At 74.0% G+C, this 17,462-nt stretch carries 12 protein-coding genes and 1 pseudogene; 6 read left to right on the top strand and 7 right to left on the bottom strand.

Annotation, left to right across the window (positions count from 1 at the left end; translation table 11 throughout):
- The first annotated feature begins 65 nt into the window (after positions 1-65).
- The 3 genes from glgX to ACFYX4_RS27205 all read left to right on the top strand — a co-directional run bounded on the left by glgX (position 66) and on the right by ACFYX4_RS27205 (position 6,177).
- Positions 66-2,183, top strand: coding sequence for a glycogen debranching protein GlgX (glgX, locus tag ACFYX4_RS27215; protein WP_389338690.1), 2,118 nt, complete (start codon positions 66-68; stop codon positions 2,181-2,183).
- A 140-nt stretch (positions 2,184-2,323) separates the two neighbouring features.
- On the top strand, positions 2,324-4,669 hold the full coding sequence (gene treY / locus ACFYX4_RS27210; protein ID WP_389338687.1) for a malto-oligosyltrehalose synthase: 2,346 nt from the start codon (positions 2,324-2,326) through the stop codon (positions 4,667-4,669).
- Positions 4,670-4,932: 263 nt separating this feature from the next.
- A complete protein-coding gene (locus ACFYX4_RS27205; RefSeq protein ID WP_389339003.1) occupies positions 4,933-6,177 on the top strand; it encodes a M14 family zinc carboxypeptidase in 1,245 nt (414 codons plus the stop codon).
- Positions 6,178-6,265: 88 nt separating this feature from the next.
- On the opposite strand, the gene ACFYX4_RS27200 is transcribed toward ACFYX4_RS27205, so the two are convergent.
- The 3 genes from ACFYX4_RS27200 to ACFYX4_RS27190 form a co-directional block, all read right to left on the bottom strand.
- The gene (locus tag ACFYX4_RS27200; RefSeq protein WP_389338685.1) at positions 6,266-6,718 is read right to left on the bottom strand and encodes an SSI family serine proteinase inhibitor; all 453 of its coding nucleotides are present in this window, start codon (positions 6,716-6,718) and stop codon (positions 6,266-6,268) included.
- Positions 6,715-8,037: a M14 family zinc carboxypeptidase gene (locus tag ACFYX4_RS27195; protein WP_389338682.1), complete on the bottom strand. Its 1,323-nt coding sequence runs from the start codon at positions 8,035-8,037 to the stop codon at positions 6,715-6,717. Before ACFYX4_RS27195 ends, ACFYX4_RS27200 begins: the two co-directional genes overlap by 4 nt.
- Positions 8,038-8,189: 152 nt before the next feature.
- On the bottom strand, positions 8,190-8,741 hold the full coding sequence (locus ACFYX4_RS27190) for an FHA domain-containing protein (protein ID WP_389338679.1): 552 nt from the start codon (positions 8,739-8,741) through the stop codon (positions 8,190-8,192).
- 211 nt (positions 8,742-8,952) lie between these two features.
- On the opposite strand from ACFYX4_RS27190, the gene treZ reads away from it, so the two are divergent.
- A complete protein-coding gene (gene treZ, locus ACFYX4_RS27185) occupies positions 8,953-10,698 on the top strand; it encodes a malto-oligosyltrehalose trehalohydrolase (RefSeq protein ID WP_389338676.1) in 1,746 nt (581 codons plus the stop codon).
- A gap of 124 nt (positions 10,699-10,822) precedes the next feature.
- Here treZ and ACFYX4_RS27180 read toward each other — a convergent pair whose 3' ends face one another.
- Both ACFYX4_RS27180 and ACFYX4_RS27175 read right to left on the bottom strand, forming a co-directional pair.
- A complete protein-coding gene (locus ACFYX4_RS27180; RefSeq protein WP_389338673.1) occupies positions 10,823-11,836 on the bottom strand; it encodes an aminoglycoside phosphotransferase family protein in 1,014 nt (337 codons plus the stop codon).
- Positions 11,837-11,886: 50 nt separating this feature from the next.
- Positions 11,887-13,014 carry a M24 family metallopeptidase gene (locus ACFYX4_RS27175; RefSeq protein ID WP_389338670.1) on the bottom strand — a complete coding sequence of 376 codons (1,128 nt, stop codon included), beginning with the start codon at positions 13,012-13,014 and terminating at the stop codon, positions 11,887-11,889.
- A 208-nt stretch (positions 13,015-13,222) separates the two neighbouring features.
- Between ACFYX4_RS27175 and ACFYX4_RS27170 the strand changes: the two genes are divergently transcribed.
- Positions 13,223-13,978, top strand: a complete 756-nt coding sequence (locus ACFYX4_RS27170) for a metallophosphoesterase (protein WP_389338667.1) — start codon at positions 13,223-13,225, stop codon at positions 13,976-13,978.
- A gap of 46 nt (positions 13,979-14,024) precedes the next feature.
- Here the strand turns inward: ACFYX4_RS27170 and ACFYX4_RS27165 are convergent, their stop codons facing one another.
- Entirely contained in the window at positions 14,025-14,642 is a 618-nt protein-coding gene (locus ACFYX4_RS27165; protein WP_389338664.1) for a PDZ domain-containing protein, read from the bottom strand.
- Positions 14,643-14,956: 314 nt separating this feature from the next.
- On the opposite strand from ACFYX4_RS27165, the pseudogene ACFYX4_RS27160 reads away from it, so the two are divergent.
- Positions 14,957-15,253: pseudogene (locus ACFYX4_RS27160) on the top strand (hypothetical protein); the annotation flags it as partial.
- Between the two features lie 14 nt (positions 15,254-15,267).
- Here the strand turns inward: ACFYX4_RS27160 and cyc2 are convergent.
- Positions 15,268-17,433 (bottom strand): germacradienol/geosmin synthase Cyc2, encoded by a 2,166-nt coding sequence (gene cyc2, locus ACFYX4_RS27155; protein ID WP_389338661.1) that lies wholly within the window; start codon positions 17,431-17,433, stop codon positions 15,268-15,270.
- Positions 17,434-17,462: the final 29 nt, after the last annotated feature.

Raw genomic sequence — 17,462 nt, 5'->3', positions numbered from 1 at the left:
ACTTTCCGGGAGACTCGATGCCAAGGCACCCCCAGCGGGGCGGCACACCTGAAAGAGTCGTATCCATGCAGGTCTGGCCTGGAGAGGCATATCCCCTCGGCGCCACGTACGACGGCGCCGGCACGAACTTCGCGGTCTTCACGGAGGCCGCGGACCGAGTAGAGCTGTGTCTGCTGCACGACGACGGCTCGGAGACGGCGGTGGAACTGCGGGAGAGCGACGCGTTCGTGCGGCACGCGTACCTGCCGGGCATCATGCCGGGGCAGCGCTACGGCTTCCGCGTGCACGGCCCGCACGCGCCCGAGCGCGGGCTGCGCTGCAACTCGGCGAAGCTGCTGCTCGACCCGTACGCGAAGGCCGTCAGCGGCCAGGTCCGCTGGGGCGAGGAGGTGTACGGCTACCACTTCGGCTCCCCCGAACGGCGCAACGACCTCGACTCGGCGCCGCACACGATGACCTCGGTCGTGGTCAACCCCTACTTCGACTGGGGCGACGACCGCAGCCCGCGCACCGAGTACCACCACACGGTGATCTACGAGGCGCACGTGAAGGGCCTCACGATGCGGCATCCGGGGCTGCCGGAGGAGCTGCGCGGCACCTACGCGGCCCTCGCGCACCCGGCGATCCTCGAACACCTGACCGAGCTGGGCGTCACGGCGCTGGAGCTGATGCCCGTACACCAGTTCGTCAACGATCACCGTCTGGTCGAGATGGGCCTCAACAACTACTGGGGCTACAACACGATCGGCTTCTTCGCCCCGCACAACGCCTACGCCTCCTGGGGCGACCGCGGGCAGCAGGTGCTGGAGTTCAAGTCGGCGGTGCGGGCGCTGCACGAGGCGGGCATCGAGGTCATCCTCGACGTGGTCTACAACCACACCGCCGAGGGCAACCACCTGGGTCCGACGCTGTCCTTCCGGGGCCTGGACAATCCGCAGTACTACCGGCTGGCCGACGACCCCCGCTACTACATGGACACCACCGGGACCGGGAACTCGCTGCTCATGCGGTCCCCGCACGTGCTCCAGCTGATCATGGACTCGTTGCGGTACTGGGTGACGGACATGCACGTCGACGGGTTCCGCTTCGACCTGGCGGCGACCCTGGCCCGGCAGTTCCACGAGGTGGACCGGCTGTCGTCGTTCTTCGACCTGGTGCAGCAGGACCCGATCGTCTCCCAGGTGAAGCTGATCGCCGAGCCGTGGGACGTCGGCGAGGGCGGCTACCAGGTGGGGAACTTCCCGCCGCTGTGGACCGAGTGGAACGGCAAGTACCGGGACACCGTGCGGGACCTGTGGCGGGGCGAGCCGCGCACGCTCGCGGAGTTCGCCTCCCGGCTGACCGGCTCCTCCGACCTCTACCAGGACGACGGGCGCCGTCCGCTGGCCTCGATCAACTTCGTGACCTGCCACGACGGGTTCACCCTGCACGACCTGGTGTCGTACAACGAGAAGCACAACGACGCCAACGGCGAGGACAACCGGGACGGCGAGAGCCACAACCGGTCCTGGAACTGCGGTGCCGAGGGCGAGACCGACGACCCGGACGTGCTGGCGCTGCGCGCGCGGCAGACGCGGAACTTCCTCGCCACGCTGATGCTGTCCCAGGGCGTGCCGATGATCAGCCACGGGGACGAGGTGGGGCGCACGCAGCACGGCAACAACAACGCCTACTGCCAGGACAGCGAGCTGGCCTGGGTGGAGTGGCCCGACCCGGGCGAGGACCGCAGCGAGCTGCTCGAGTTCACGCGCGCGGTGGTGCGGCTGCGCAAGGAGCACCCCGTGTTCCGGCGGCGGCGCTTCTTCCACGGCCGGCCCGTGGAGGGCACCCACGACGATCTGTCGGACATCGCGTGGTTCACGCCCGAGGGCAAGGAGATGGCGCAGCGGGACTGGAACTCCGCGCAGGCGTCGGCGCTGACGGTGTTCCTCAACGGCAACGCGATCTCGGAGCCCGGGGCGCGCGGGGAGCGGATCGCCGACGACTCCTTCCTGCTGATGTTCAACGCCTCGCCGCGTCCGCTGGAGTTCGTGGTGCCGGTCGACCACGGCCGCCAGTGGCAGGTGGTCGTGGACACGGCGAACCCGGAGGCGGTGGCCCGGGGCGAAGGCGCGAAGGTGACCGCCGGCGACCGTCTGACCCTCCCCGACCGCAGCATGACGGTCCTGCAACGCCCGGCCTGAGCCCGGCCGTGCCCGTCACCCCACCGCCCGTCGCCCGGCCGGTGGGGTGACGGGGACATGCGGGGGTCCGGTGGGCGGAGGGTGACGGTAAACGGGCGGGTGGTGACAGGAAAGGGGGCTGGGCGGGTACGTAGGTCTGCATGAGCTCTGAGCGTCTCGGACCCGTCGTGCCCACGGCCACCTACCGGCTTCAGCTCCAGCCGCGGTTCCCGTTCGCCGCCGCCGCGGCGGCCGTGCCGTATCTGGCCTCGCTCGGCGTGTCGCATCTGCATCTGTCGCCCGTCCTGGAGGCGGTGCCGGGCTCGTCGCACGGGTACGACGTCGTGGACCACGCGCGCGTGCGCGAGGAGTTGGGCGGCGAGGAGGGCCTGCGGGCGCTCGCGCGCACCGCGCGGGAGCGCGGGCTCGGGCTGGTCGTGGACATCGTCCCCAACCACATGGCCATGGCCCCCGCCCACAACCGCGCCCTGTGGGAGCTGCTGCGGGAGGGCCCGAAGTCGCCGTACGCGCGCTGGTTCGACGTCGACTGGGAGGCGCAGGGCGGTCAGGTGCTGCTGCCGGTGCTCGGCGGGCCGCTCGGCGACGTGCTGGACGAGCTGCGCGTCGACGGGGACCTGCTGCGCTACTACGACCATGTCTTCCCGCTGCGTGAGGGCACCGCGGAGCTGCCCCTGCCGCAGTTGCTGGACGCGCAGTGGTACCGGCCGGTGTGGTGGCGGCTGGCCAGGACCGAGCTGAACTACCGGCGGTTCTTCAGCATCTCGGAGCTGATCGGGGTGCGGGTGGAGGACCCCGAGGTCTTCGAGGCCACGCACGCCAAGATCCTCCAGCTGCTGCACGAGGGCGTGGTGGACGGACTGCGCGTCGACCACCCCGACGGCCTCGCCGACCCCGACGGGTACCTGGCGCGGCTGGACCAGGCGAGCGGGGGCCGCTGGACGGTCGTCGAGAAGATCCTCGCGGACGGGGAGCGCCTCCCGGACGCCTGGCCGGTCGCCGGCACCACCGGCTACGACGCCCTGCGCCAGGTCGACGGCCTGTTCACGGACGCCGGAGGCGCCGGGGAGCTGCTGGCCCTCTACCGCCGTTTCGCCGCCCCGCAGACGGACCGGGGCGGCGACTGGGCGGCGACCGCGCGGCGGGCGGCCTACGCGGTGCTCTCGCACGAACTGGCCACCGAGCTGGACCGGTTGACCCGGACGGCGGTCCGCGTGTGCGCCGCCTCCCCCGACCCGGCGCTGCGCGACCGCGCGCCCTGGGCGCTGCGCACGGCGCTGGTGGAGCTGCTGGTGCGGATGGAGGTCTACCGGCCCTACACCTCGGGCGACGCAGCCGCCGTCGTCACGGAGGAGGCGGCCGAGGAGGCGCGGCGGGCCTTCGTCGTACCCGAGGAGGCGGGCGCGGTGGACGTGGTGCGCGCGCTGGTGCTGGGGCGGGGCGAGGGGCCGGCGGCCGTGGAGTTCCGGACGCGGTTCGCGCAGACGGCGTCCGCGCTGCGGGCCAAGTCGGTGGAGGACACGGCGTTCTACCGGTACGTGCCGCTGCTGGCGGCGAACGAGGTGGGCGGCGATCCGGGGCGGCAGGGCGTGTCCCCGGCCGACTTCCACGCCTACTGCGCGCGCGTGCAGCGTGACTGGCCGGCCGGCGGGACGGTGGTGTCGACGCACGACACCAAGCGCAGCGCGGACGTACGGGCCGCGCTGGCCGTTCTCACGGAGTGCCCGGGGCGCTGGGCGCGGGTGCTGGAGCAGGTCACGCACGCGGAGGTGACCGTGCCCGACGGGCAGGTGGCGTGGGCGGCCTGGCAGACGGTGTTCGGGCTCGGCCCGGCGGCCGTGGAGCGGGTGCGGGAGGCGCTGCTCAAGCATGTGCGCGAGGCGGGGCTCTACACGAGCTGGACGGAGCAGGAGCCGCCGTACGAGGAGGCGGTGGCGGCGTTCGTCGCGGCGGGGCCGTGCGGGCCGCCGGGCGAGCGGGTGGCCGCGCTGCGCGCCGCGCTGGACCCGCACATCCGGGCGAACGTGCTGGGCACGGCGCTGGTGCACCTGACGATGCCGGGCGTGCCGGACGTCTACCAGGGCACGGAGGACGAGTATCTGGCGCTGGTGGACCCGGACAACCGGCGTCCCGTCCGCTTCCCGCCGGACGGTCCGGGCGTCAAGGCCGAGGTGACCGCGGCGGCGCTGCGGCTGCGGCGGCGGCTGCCGGACGTCTTCGGTGTGTCGGCGACGTACGAGGCGCTGCCGGCCGAGGGCCCGGCCGCGGACCACTGCCTGGCGTTCGCGCGCTCCGGGCGGACGGTCACGGCGGTGACCCGGCTGTCGCTGCGGCTGGCGGAGGCGGGCGGCTGGCGCGGCACCCGGCTGACGCTGCCGCCGGGGCGGTGGGCCGATGTCCTGTCTACCGGGCGGGAGTTCACAGGGCACGCGCACGTGGAGGAGCTGTTCGAACGGCTGCCGGCGGCGCTGCTGGAGCGGGTGGACTGAGCGGCACGGCGGTGCTGCCGAAGACGGCGGACCGAGCGGACCGGCAGTGCTGCCGAAGACGGCGGACCGAGCGGACCGGCGGTGCTGGCGGAGGGGGTGGAGCGAGCCGTTCGGCGGCCCCGTGCGCACCGTTGGGCGGACGTGTGTTCGGGGTCCGGCTCGTGTGCTTCTGGAAGCCCCCTGGAGGCTCCCCGACGCGTCCTTGACAGGGCTCGGAGTCCGTGGGGTACTGCGGATGCGAAGGCCGGGCGGACATGACGGGGGTGAGTCTCCTGCCGGAGCAGCGCTACCCCACTGTGACCGAACTGACCTCCTCCGCACGGGCGTTGGCCGCACTCCGGCCGGGGCTGTGCGCGCTGCGGCAGGTGGGCTCCTCCCGGGCCGGCCGCCCCCTGCACCTGCTGTCCGTGGGGCATGCCCGGCGGGCCGTGCTGGTCGTCGCGGGGGCCCACGCGAACGAGCCGACGGGCGGTCCGACGCTCCTCGCGGTCGCCGAACGGGTGCTGCACGAGCGGGAGTTGCGGGACGGTACGTCCTGGCACTTCCTGCTGTGCGCGGACCCCGACGGAGCGAGCCTGCACAGGGCCCCGGCGCCGCGCAGTCTGCTGGAGTACCACCGGGGCTTCTTCCGGCCGGCGGGCCCGGAGCAGCCGGAGTGGTCGCCCGCCGTGCTCCCGCCCGACCGACTGCCGCCCGAGACACGGGTGTTGACCCGCGTGATCGACGAGTTGCGGCCCTACCTCCAGGTGACGCTGCACGGCACCGAACTGGGCGGCAGCTGGGTGCAGTTGACGAAGGACATACCGGGTCTGGCCGAACCGTTCGCCAAGTCCGCGGCGCAGCTGCACATCCCGGTGGAGACGGGCGCCTCGGACGCGGCGGGCTGGCCCGCGTCGGGTCCCGGCGTGCACGTGATGCCGCCGCCGGGGGCGAGCGTGGCCTACCCGAGCATGCCGGACGACGCCCGGCACAGCACCTGGTACCACGCGCACCGCTGGGGCGGCCTGACGGCGGTCGTGGAGGTGCCGATGTGGGCGAGCGACATGGTGGACGACCCCGCGCCGCACCCCGCGCCGGCCGCGGCGATACGGCGTCTGGCGAGCCGGCTGCTGCGGGACGCGCTGGAGGTGGAGCGAGTGCTCGCGGAGGCGCTGCCGCGCCTGGAGGGAGTCGACGGGCCACTGCTGAGGGCGGCCCGCTGGGCGCTGGAGCTGGTGCCGGGCCTGGCCGCGGACTGGACCCACACCCCGCCGGCCGACACGACGATGGCGTACGTCGGCAGCGTGGACGCCTTCGCCCGCCGCCTGCCGCTGCGGGCCGCGGCGATGCTGTGGCGGGTCCTGCGCGAACACGACGACCACGCCGCCCCCCATCTCGGACACCTCGTCGAGACCTGGAGCGACGCCTTCACCGACCGCTTCCGCGCCCGCTGGGTCCCCCTGGAACACCAGGTCGAACACCAATCCCGCACGGTGGTCGCGGCGGCGTTGCACGCGCGCGAGGGGTAAGGGGCCCCGCGCGCGGGCCGGTGCCGTCGCGCCCGCCCACCCGCCCGCCCGCCCGCGCGTGCCGCGCCGCCGTCGCGCGGGTCCCCGGCTACAGGGGCAGGCCCGGGACCACCAGGTCCGGGAGCTGCTCGTCGTCCAGGCTGAAGATCGCGCCCGTTTCCGCGCCCATCACGCACGCGTTGGGGAACGTCTTCGCGTAGGTGACAGGGCGGCCGTTCCACTGGCCGTGGGCGCGGGCCGTCAGCGGGGCGTGGACGAGGGAGCAGACGGTGTCGGCCTTCGGCGGTACGGCGCCGACGTCGCCGTTCGCGGCGGTGAGCTGGTCGCAGGCCTCGGCGGCGCGGGCGTGGCCCTGGGGCGGGTCGCACAGCAGCAGCGTGCCGCGGGTGTCGCTGGAGCGGGAGTCGCCCTCGGTGACGGTCAGCTGGAGCCAGTTGCCGGGGATGCCGGCCTCGGCGGGGGTGACGGCGCCGATGGCGAGCAGGACGGCGGCCGCGCCGGGGAGGGCCGACAGCAGGAGCGGTGTGGGGAAGTGCCTCATTCCCGGTGCATCGGCACGACGGGCTCGTTTCCCCAGTCCGGCTCACCCGTTCGTGCGGCGGCGGGCGCGCTCCGTCCGGCCAGTTCGAACGCCGCGAGCACGACCCGCGCCTGGTACTCCACCTGCCGGGCGACGGGGATCCAGCGCGCCCCGCAGCCGTCGTGGTAGTCGGCGCACCAGGCGTCGATGAGCCCGTCCAGTTCCGGCAGCGCGCCGGCGGGGTCGTGCCCCGCGCGGGCGACGAGCTGGTGCAGCAGGCCCGCCGTCCGCACGGCGATCCGGCGGCCCGCGATGCGCAGGGCGGCCAGATGGGCGCTGCTGAGCGGCGGCAGGGGGCGGACGGGGTCGCCGGCGTCGGGGTCCCAGGCGTCGGCGAGGCCGGGGCAGACCAGCAGGTAGTCGTCGACCGGGGCGAGCATGCGCGCCGCGTCGGGGACGTCACGGAGGTGGGGACGCACGCGCGTGAGGACGCGTTCCAGGACCCGGGTGTCCTGGCGCAGCGTCCGGCTCACCGTGCGCAGCGCCGTGTCGCGGTCGGCGGGCGGGGAGCCGTCCTCGACGGCGGCGACGCCCCACATGGGCGCCTCGACGACGGCGGTCACGGTGCCGTGCCGGTGCGGGTGGTACCAGGTCGACTCGACGGCGGCCTCGGTGATCGCGGCGGCCAGGTCGCGGGGGCAGGGCGGCGGGATCCGGTAGACGGCGGGGCCGAGGCCGGGCCAGTACAGGGTGTCGTAGGGGCCGAGTTCCCGGGGGATGCCGAGGCGGGCGGCGGCGTGCGCGACGCGGCGGGACAGTCCGGGCAGGTCGCGGGTGAGTTCCACGAAGCCGCCGCCGACGTCGACGCCGTGCAGCGAGCACTGGAAGAACGGTTTCAGCTCGTCCTGGAGGGCGAGCAGCGCCCGGGTCTCCGGAAGCGCGGCGGCCGCCGCGCCCTCGGGCAGCCACTCGGGCTGCTCCAGGAAGCCGGGCCGGAAGAAGTTCCGGAAGTAGCGGCCGAGGGTGTACGGGCCGGACAGCCAGCCCTCGTTGCGGCGCAGGCCGTCCGGGTCGAGGCAGAGCAGCAGGTTCCAGGTGGCGTCGGCGCCCTCGGTGAGCCGGGGGTCGGCGAGGACGCGCTCGGCCAGCCGCAGGACGGTGGCGCCGCCCACGGGCTCGTTGGCGTGCGGCCCGGCGACGACGAGGGCCTGGCGTGCGCCGTGACCGACGGAGAGCAGCCACAAGGGCGTGCCCGCACGGGACGTCCCGACGCGGCGCAGCCGGGCCTGCCGGGGCCGGCGGGCGGCGAGCGCGGCGGCGCGGGCCGCGAGCTCGTCCACGGTCGGGTAGCGCAGCAGTGGCGGCAGGACCCACCTCCACGATGCGATGCCGTCGGTTCACCTGGCGTATCCGGTGTACGCACAGTGAGTCATGACCCGCGGGGTACGTCAACACCGCCTCGGACGGGGTGGCTTGGGCCGCCGCCCGTCGTTCAGCTCGCCGAGAGGCGGAAGGCCATGCGGCCGAAGGCCACCTGGTCGCCCTCGCGGACGACGGCCGCGCCGATGACCCGGCGTCCGTTGACGGCGGTGCCGTTGGTCGAGCCCAGATCGCGCAGGACCCACATGCCGCCCTGGCGGCTGAGTTCGGCGTGCACGCGCGAGACGCTCTCGTGGTGCAGCCTGAGCCCGTTCACCGGGTCCCGGCCGATGCGCAGGGCGTGCGCGGTGCCGGGGTGCGGCAGCAGCAGCTTGGGCAGCCGCTCCGCCTGCCAGGCCCGGCGCAGCCGGACGCCGAAGCCGGAGACCGCCTCGACGGTGCCGAAGACGACACGGGAGAGGCGGCTCTCCTTGGGCAGGTCGGCGGTGAGGGCGACGAGCTCGTCGGACCGGCGGGCGACGAGCGCCAGCTCCATGCGGCGGATGAACGTGTCGTGCGACAGCCGGCCCATGGCGACACCGTCACGCAGCACCTTCAGCGCCCGGTCGCGCTCCGCGTCGGAGAGCCGCGCGGGGTACGTGTTGAACTCGAATGACGACGTCACGCTGGTGATTGTCGGTCAGCGGACCCCGGGTGTCCAGAAAACGGGAAAACGGCGGTCACGCGCGCGTACTCTTTCGGCCCCGCTCTCGGCCCCGCTCTCGGTTCCGCCGCGACACCCTCGGGCAAGGGGAGCGTTCCGAAAGCGGATCGATCCCGTTTGCAGCACGATGGGACGGGCTACATCCCGGTGAGCAGACGAAGGGGAACCGTCCGTGCAGTTCGAGGTGTGGGCACCGCAGGCCGAACGTGTGACGCTCCAGTGCGACGGCGTTATGCGCGCGTTGGAACGCGATCCGGAACGGGCGGGCTGGTGGACCGGCGAGGCCGAGGCCTCCGACGGCACGCGCTACGGGTTCGCGGTGGACGACGGGCCCGTGCTGCCCGACCCGCGCTCCCGCCGTCAGCCGGACGGCCCCGACGGGCTGAGCGCGATCGTGGACCAGGACCGCCACACATGGCGTACGGAATGGGCCGGGCGTCCGCTGGCGGGCGCGGTCCTCTACGAGCTGCACGTGGGCACGTACACCCCCGCGGGCACGCTGGACTCGGCCGCCGAGCGGCTCGGTCATCTTGTCGAACTCGGCGTCACACACGTCGAGTTGATGCCGCTGTGCCCCTTCCCGGGCCGGCACGGCTGGGGCTACGAGGGCGTCTCGCTGTGGGCGGTGCACGAGCCGTACGGCGGGCCGGAGGCGCTGAAGCGGTTCGTCGACCGGGCGCACGAGCTCGGGCTCGGCGTCGTCCTGGACGTCGTGCACAACCATCTGGGCCCGTCCGGGAACTACCTGCCCGCCTTCGGCCCGTACTTCACGGACACGCACCACACGCCGTGGGGCTCCGCCGTGAACCTGGACGCGCCCGGCTCGGACGAGGTCCGCGCGTATCTGCTGGACAGTGCGCTGGCCTGGCTGCGCGACTACCGGCTGGACGGGCTGCGGCTGGACGCGGTGCACGCGCTGGCCGACACGCGCGCGTACCCGTTCCTGGAGGAGCTGTCGGAGTCCGTGGACGCGCTCGCCGCCGAGACGGGCCGGCCGCTGTTCCTGATCGCCGAGTCCGATCTGAACGACCCGCGGCTGATCACCCCCCGCCGCGAGGGCGGCCTCGGCCTGCACGCGCAGTGGAACGACGACTTCCACCACGCGCTGCACACCGCCCTCACGGGTGAGTCCCAGGGCTACTACGCCGACTTCGCGCGCGACCCGCTCGCGGCGCTCGCCAAGACCCTCACCGGCGGCTACTTCCACGACGGCGCGTACTCCAGCTTCCGGGGCCGCCGCCACGGCCGGCCGCTGGACCGGGCACGGCTGCCCGGACACCGCCTCCTCGGCTACGGCCAGACCCACGACCAGGTGGGCAACCGCGCCCAGGGCGACCGTCTGTCGGCGTCGCTCTCCCCCGGCCTGCTGGCCTGCGCGGCCGCCCTGACGCTGACGTCCCCGTTCACGCCCATGCTGTTCATGGGCGAGGAGTGGGCGGCCGGGACGCCCTGGCAGTTCTTCACCGACCACACCGACCCCGAGCTGGCGGACGCCGTACGGCGGGGCAGGCGGCGGGAGTTCGCCGCGCACGGCTGGGCCGAGGAGGACGTGCCCGACCCGCAGGACCCGGCGACGCGCGAGCGCTCCTGCCTTGACTGGTCCGAGCCGGACCACGAACCCCACGCGCGCGTGCTGGACTGGTACCGGCGCCTGATCGCGCTGCGGCACGAGCTGGCGGATCTGACCGACCCCGACCTGGCCGACCTCAAGGTCGCCCACGACACGCGGGCCCGCTGGCTGGCCTTCCGCCGGGGGGACGTCCGCGTGGCGGTCAACCTCGGCAAGGACCCGGCGGCCATCCCGCTGGGCTCCCGCCCCGCCCGCGTCCTGGCGGCCTGGGAACCGGTCGAGGTCCCGGGCCCGGACGGCCTGCTGCATGTGCCCGGGGAGGCTTGCGTGGTGCTGGAGCAGGACTGATCCCGGAGCCCGCTGACGCGGACGCAGGACGGGCCTGAGAGCCGCGTGCCCGTCAGAGCCGTGTGTCCGTGTGTCCGTCGGAGCCATGTGCGTCAGAGCCGTGTGTCTGTCGGAGCCGTGTCCGTCAGAGCTCCGCGTCCGGCCCGTCGCCGTCCTCTCTGAGTTCCGTCACCCGTTCCAGCAGGATCGTCTCCCAGGCGCGGCCGAGCCGGGTGCGCAGGAGCGGCAGGGGGGCGGTGGGCCGGCCGTCGAGGCAGTCCGCCAGGCGGACGACCGTGTCGCAGCGGGCCAGCCAGAGGCCGCGCAGACAGGGGCGGGCCCCGTAGCCGGTGAGGGTGGCGGCGCGGACGGCGGCCCCGGAGCCGACGGCGAGGGCGAGACCGGCGATGTCCTCGGCGGGGTCGCCGAGGACCGCCCGGGTCCAGTCGAGGACGCCGCGCACCCGGCCGTCGGGGCTGACCACGAGGTGCTCGCCCGCCAGCGCGTGGTGGACGAGGACGGCGGTGGCGGGCTGCGCGGCGAGCTGCGCCGCGCCGGTCGACGTGAGCTGGTGCAGCCGGGCCGGGTCGAACTCGTCGGCGCGGGCGAGGCGTTGGGCGGCGGCCACCGCCATGCGGCGCAGCGCCTCCAGTGACCGCGGGGCGGTGCGCGGCACGCCGAGCGCCTCGGCCTGGCGGGCCGGCACCTCCCGCAGACCGCCGAGCAGCCCGGCGAGGTCGGCCTCGCCGACGGCCGACACGTCGTGCTCCTCGCCGGTCCCGCCGGGCAGCCTGAGGTCCAGGGTGTAGGGCAGGCCCGGGGACCACTCGCCGTGCGCGACCGCGGCCGGCACGGCGACCGGCAGGTGCGGGCGGACGAGGTCGCGCAGTCTCAGCTCGCGGCGTCGGCGGTCGGCGGCCTCGCGGTCGGCGGCGAGCCGCAGCACATGGCGGGAGCCGACCCACCACGTCCAGACCCGGCCCTCGACGACGGGCCGCACCTCGGGCCCGCCGGAACCGCCCCCGCCCTCGCCCTCGCCGTTCCCGACCCCGCCGTTCCTGTCGTTCCCGCCGCCGCCCGCGTCCGGCCCGCCCTCCTTCAGGAGCGCGCGGACCAGTCGGCGGACGGTGTCCGCGGTGGGGGTGGGTGCCTGGGTCATGGTCGCGCCGTCGCCGTTCGGGGTGGGTGCCGGGGATCGCACGGAATGCCTCAGTCCACTATGACCAGCTCGCGGGTGGTGTCGTTGAGACGGCGTCCGCCGTCCTCCGTCACCGTGACGATGTCCTCGATGCGCACCCCGAACTTCCCGGGCAGGTAGACGCCGGGCTCCACGGAGAAGCACATGCCGGGCACGAGGGGCTGCTCCTCGCCCTCGATCATGTACGGCGGCTCGTGCGTGGTGACGCCGATGCCGTGCCCGGTGCGGTGGATGAAGTACTCGCCGTACCCCGCGTCGGCGATGACCGCGCGGGCGGCCCGGTCGACCTCCTGGCAGGCGACCCCGGGCCGCACCGCGCGGAAGCCCGCTTCCTGGGCCTCGCGCACCAGGTCGTGCACCCGGCGCTCCTCCTCGGTGGGCTCGCCGACGTGGACGGTGCGGGAGGTGTCGGAGCCGTAGCCGTCCTTGAGGCCGCCGAAGTCGAGGACGACCATGTCGCCGCGTTCGATGACGCGGTCGCCGACCTCGTGGTGCGGGTTGGCCCCGTTGGGCCCCGAGGCGACGATGGTGAAGTCGACCTGGGAGTGGCCGAACCGCCGCAGCAGCCCGGCGAGATCGGCGCCGACGTCGGACTCGCGCCGGCCGGCGAAGGGAACCTTCCGGATCTCCTCGAACGCCGCGTCCGCGGCCGCTCCCGCCGCCGCCATCAGCTCCAGCTCCGCCGCGTCCTTGACGGCGCGCAGCATGGGCAGGGCCTCGGTGAGGGCGGCGCAGGAGCTGCCCGGCAGGGCCTTCTGGAGGCCCAGCAGGTGCATCGCCCAGGCGTTGTCGCTGATGCCGAACCGGCCGCCCGCGCCGAGCAGCGCGGCGGTGGCGGCGTAGGGGTCCTCGCCGTCGGCCCAGTCCCGCAGGGCGAGCGCCGGCGCGCCGACCGCCTTTGCGGCGTCGGGGGCCTCCAGGGCGGGCACGACGAGCACGGGGTCGCGGCCGGGAGCGAGGACGAGCAGGGTGAGCCGCTCGGTGGCGGCGGGGGGCGTGTAGCCGGTGAGCCAGACGAGGTCCGGGCCCGGCGCCACGAGCAGTCCGGCCAGCCCGGCGTCGCCGGCCGCGCGGGCGGCCCGCTCCATGCGGGTCCGGTAGTCGTCGGCGGCGAAGGGCGCGGGCGTACGGCCGGTCATCCGGGCCTCCCTGAGGAGCTGGCGAAGGACGTGGGGGCTACGGGCAGCATCCTGCCCGCACAGCGGGGGCCGCGCGAGCCGATCGGCACGGTTCCCGCGCGGAACATCCGCCCCACCCGTCTAACGGTTCAGGATTGCGCACCCATTAGCACTAATGGTTAGATCCGTTCACAGCATTAACCGCACCGCGCCTGGGAGGCCGACCGCCGTGCTCGTACTCGCCCACATCAGTGATCTGCACCTGGACGGGAGCGCGCGGGCCACCGAACGCGCCGAGCGGGTGCGGGACCGGCTCTGGAGCCTGCCGAGGCCGGTGGACGCCCTGCTGGTCACCGGCGACATCGCGGACCACGGGGCGGAGGCGGAGTACGAGGAGGCGGCGCGTCTGCTCGGGCTGAGCGACGGGGGCGCGCCGTTCCCGGTGCTCACCTGTCCGGGCAACCACGACAGCCGCGCGCCCTACCGCAAGGCCCTCCTCGGCCGCCCGGCCGACGACTCCCCGGTCAACAGCGTGCACGTCTTCGACGACGCCGCCGTGCTGATGTGCGATTCGAGCATCCCGGGCGAGGACGACGGCGCGCTCACCGACGGGACGTACGACTGGATCGAGGAGAGCCTCGACGAACTGGGCGGGGACATGCCGGCGCTGCTCGCGTTCCACCACCCGCCCGTCGCCCTGCACCACCCCCTGCCCGACGCGTACCGGCTGGGCGATCCCGGCCGGCTGGCCGCCCTGCTGGACCGCAGGCCCGAGATCGCCGGGATCCTCACGGGCCACGCCCACACACCGGCCGCGACCACCTTCGCGGGGCGTCCGCTGGTCGTCGGCCCCGCGGTGACCTGGACGCTGCGGCTGCCCTGGGAGGGCGAGCAGGTCGCCGACCGGGAGGCGCCGGCCGGGCTGGCCTTCCACGTCCTGGACGACGACCGCAGGCTCACGAGCCACTTCCGCACGGTCGCCTGACCGGGCCCGCCCGCCCTCCTCACCCCCAGGCCCAACCCCCCTCGGCTCAGGTGACCACGCCCGGAACGACCGTCAACTGCTGCCGCCCGCCACTTTTGTGACGCACCGTCATCTTCACGTCCCGGCCCGGCCGCGCCCGCTCGACCGCCCGCGCGAGGTCCGTCGCCGAGTCGATCCGGGTCCTGCCGAACCTCAGCAGCACGTCACCGCGCACCAGGCCCGCCGAATACCCGGGGCCGGGGACATGGACGGCGACGATCCGGGCCCCCGACTTCTCCGCGTCCACGACCTCCAGCCCCAGGGTGGCGCGCGCGTGGCGGCTGCGCGGGACGGCCGCCCCGGCCGCGGTCGACGACCTCGAGCCGACCGGGACGGAGGCGACGCCCTGCGCGTCCCGCGTCGCCTGGCTCTTGAGCTGCGCCAGGTCCCTCGTGGCGATCACACTCGTCCCGACGGCGCCGAGACCGACGCCGGCCAGGACCAGCACGGTCCCGGCGAACAGGCCGAACAGCAGGGACGTCAGCCGTCGGCCACGACGACGCGCGGCACGCGGACGCCGGACGGGGCCGCCGGCCCCGCTCGTCTCAGGGGACTCGTCGGGCACGTCAGGCACGTGGGGCTCCTGTCCGGGCAGGGGCTTGGGACGCAACGCGGTCTGTTCCATGGTTCGCCTCCGGCTGGTGCTGCCCGGTGCCCTACCCGCCGCACCGGCGCACCACGAGCCACGAACGAGTGAGACTGACGCGGGATCAGCTGGATCAGGAGGCTTCCGCCCGCGTCGACAACGCCGTCACCATCCCCCGCGGCGGCCAGCGCGGTCAGTGTGCGGACGTCGGCGCCCTCGTAGCGCAGGGCGGGACGGAAGCCGTGACCGCCGTTCGCGGCGCGCAGGCGGGTCAGCGGCAGGGCCGTGTCGGGGGCGTCGAGCCAGCGCGCGTCGGCCAGGTCGGCGAGACGCAGTCCCGCGCGGGAGGTCAGACGGGGTCGCTGGCCCACTCCCTGGTCGGCGCGGAGCGCACGGTGGAGCGCTACTCGTGCCACTACGGCCCGTCCCGCCACCTCGGCACCCTGAGCGCCCACGGGCTGCGCTTCAGCGGGCGGGACGCGGCGGGCCGAGTACGGATGGCGGAACTCCCCGGCCACCCCTTCTTCCTGACCTCCCTCTTCCAGCCGGAGCTGCACGGCGACGGCTCGCGCCCGCACCCGCTGGTACGGGGGCCGGCGCGGGCCGCGGTCGGGCACGCCGCGCGGTGTGCCCGACCGCGGCCCGTGTGAGGGCCCTTCAGGCGTCAGCCGAAGGACAGCGCGGGGACGCCCGGCAGGCGGTCCGGGACGAAGCCGTGGGCGCGCCGGGCGAGGTAGGCGGACTTGTAGCGGTCGACCTCGCGGTGCCAGTTCAGGATGCCCGCCAGCCAGTTCTCCAGGTCGGCCACATAGCCGTCCATGGCGTCACGGCCCTCGGCAGAGAGGCCGAAGTCGTCGTAGAGGACGGGCAGTTCGTGCGCGACGACATGCTGGAACTGCTCCATGCGCTGGGTCATCAGGTCGTGGACGATGCCGAGGGCGGTCGGGTAGTCGCAGCCGAAGAAGTTCTGCACGACGAGGATCGCGTTGTGGACCTCCCCCTCGTACTCGATCTCCTTCTGGTACGAGAACACGTCGTTGATGAGACAGGCGTAGTCGATCGCCGCGTTCTCCAGGGAGCGGACGGGCCCGCTGCGGTAGATCTCCGGCGGGACGGCGGGGCCGTGGCCCATCCGGGACAGGCTGAGGGTGAGGTCGGAGCCGAAGGTGGCGCGGCGCATCTCCAGGTAGTCGACCGGGTCGGGGACGCGGTGCTGGAGCTGGTTGGACAGCTCCCACACCCAGCTCTCGGTCATCTTGTCGACCGCTTCCTTGAGGGTGCGCCGCTGTTCGGCGGTCATCTCCGCCGTGGTGCGCGCCCACAGGTCGATCAGCGCGCGTTCCATCGCGTTGACGGGGACGACGGGCGTCGCCTCGCCCTCGACGGTCATGCACGCGGAGAGCCGGGCCGTGGTGAGCCGGGCGGCGGCCAGGTCACGGCGGTGGCCGTGGACCAGCGGGTAGTAGTCGTCGCCGTAGGTGCCGAACGCGAGCCATGCCGCGCTGAGGTCGAGGGCCTCGGGCGTGGCGTCGGGGTCCAGTCCCGCCGAGCAGAGCGCGAGGTCGCAGGAGGCGAGCTTGCCCTCGTCCCAGACGCCTTCGGACAGTACGCCCATGCGGTGCGCCCACGCCACGAGACGCTCGCGGGCCGCTCCGAGGTGCGGGCTCAACTCCACCTGGAACGGCATGTGGAAGTCGGGCAGCAGGGACGGTCCGACCTTCTGGTGCGGCACGTGCGTGTGGGCGCGCAGGCGTTCGGCGGCGGCCGAGGCGAGCAGTGCGCCGATGTCGGCGGCGGAGGTGCCGGGGCCGGTGAGGCGCTGCCAGGGCGTGACGGTGGCGGCGCCCTCGTTCATGTAGCGGCTGGAGCGCAGGTGCCATTCGTGGCCGCCGGACTGCCAGTCCTGAAGTCCCTTGGTGTAGGCGGCGATCGCGGCGACCTCGTCCGGTGCGAGGCCCTTCTCCAGGGCGATCGCGGGCACTTCGGTGAGCGCGGTGTGCTCGAACTGGTGGAGGCGGGAGGTGAGGATGTCGTTGACGGTGTCGGCGGCCTGCTGGGTGGTGCAGCCGAAGAACGTCTCCAGGACGAGCACGCCGTTGCTGTTCTCGCCCTCGTCCTCGACCTCCCGCTGGTAGGAGAACAGGTCGTTGCGCAGGTGGACGCCGTCGGAGAAGGTCTCCATCAGCACGCGCAGGGGCCTGGCCTCGGCGACGGAGGCGGGGACTTCGGCGGTCGCGTACTCGACGAGACCGGCCGACCAGGGTGCGCCGCCGACCTTGCGGCGCATCTCGATGTACTCGACGGGGTTGGCGATCCGTCCCTCGTCGATGTTCGACAGCTCCCACATCGACTCGTTGAGCAGGTGCTCGGTGGCGACGGCGAAGCGGCGGCGCCAGTCGACGGACATGGCCGGCACGGTGCGCGCCCACAGGTCGGCGAGGCCCGCCTCCACCGGGTTGCGCGGCTCGGGCACCGGCGTGGCGAGGTCGAGCGGCATGAACAGCGGCAGCCGGTCCAGGTGGGCCTTGCCGGCGGCCCGGTCCGGGGTGCGTTTGAACATGTCGAGGAAGTGGTCGTCGAAGAAGAACACCCACACGTACCAGTCGGTGATCAGCGACAGGGCGGGGCCGTCGCAGTCGGGGTGGGTGTAGGCGCAGAGCAGGCCGTAGTCGTGCGCCTCCAGGTCGGCCTGCTCCCAGATCCCGGAGCCCTCCAGCATGCCCGTCTCGCGCGCCCACGCGGTCGAGTGGGCGCGGGCCTCGTCGACGTGCGGGTTGAGCCGCGCGGGATACGGCATGTAGAAGTGCGGGAGTTCGAACGGCTGGGTCATGGCCGGGCCCTACCCGCGGGCTCCGACGG

This window comes from Streptomyces sp. NPDC002328, assembly GCF_042890065.1.
GTDB lineage: Bacteria > Actinomycetota > Actinomycetes > Streptomycetales > Streptomycetaceae > Streptomyces.
This window is presented reverse-complemented; position numbering and strand designations above follow the sequence as displayed.

Bases quoted from the DNA above. Each gene is read 5' to 3' on its own strand.
- glgX (WP_389338690.1), top strand. From the start codon at position 66: ATGCAGGTCTGGCCTGGAGAGGCATATCCCCTCGGCGCCACGTACGAC.
- treY (WP_389338687.1), top strand. From the start codon at position 2,324: ATGAGCTCTGAGCGTCTCGGACCCGTCGTGCCCACGGCCACCTACCGG.
- ACFYX4_RS27200 (WP_389338685.1), bottom strand. From the start codon at position 6,718: ATGAGGCACTTCCCCACACCGCTCCTGCTGTCGGCCCTCCCCGGCGCG.
- ACFYX4_RS27180 (WP_389338673.1), bottom strand. From the start codon at position 11,836: ATGACCCAGGCACCCACCCCCACCGCGGACACCGTCCGCCGACTGGTC.
- ACFYX4_RS27175 (WP_389338670.1), bottom strand. From the start codon at position 13,014: ATGACCGGCCGTACGCCCGCGCCCTTCGCCGCCGACGACTACCGGACC.
- ACFYX4_RS27165 (WP_389338664.1), bottom strand. From the start codon at position 14,642: ATGGAACAGACCGCGTTGCGTCCCAAGCCCCTGCCCGGACAGGAGCCC.
- cyc2 (WP_389338661.1), bottom strand. From the start codon at position 17,433: ATGACCCAGCCGTTCGAACTCCCGCACTTCTACATGCCGTATCCCGCG.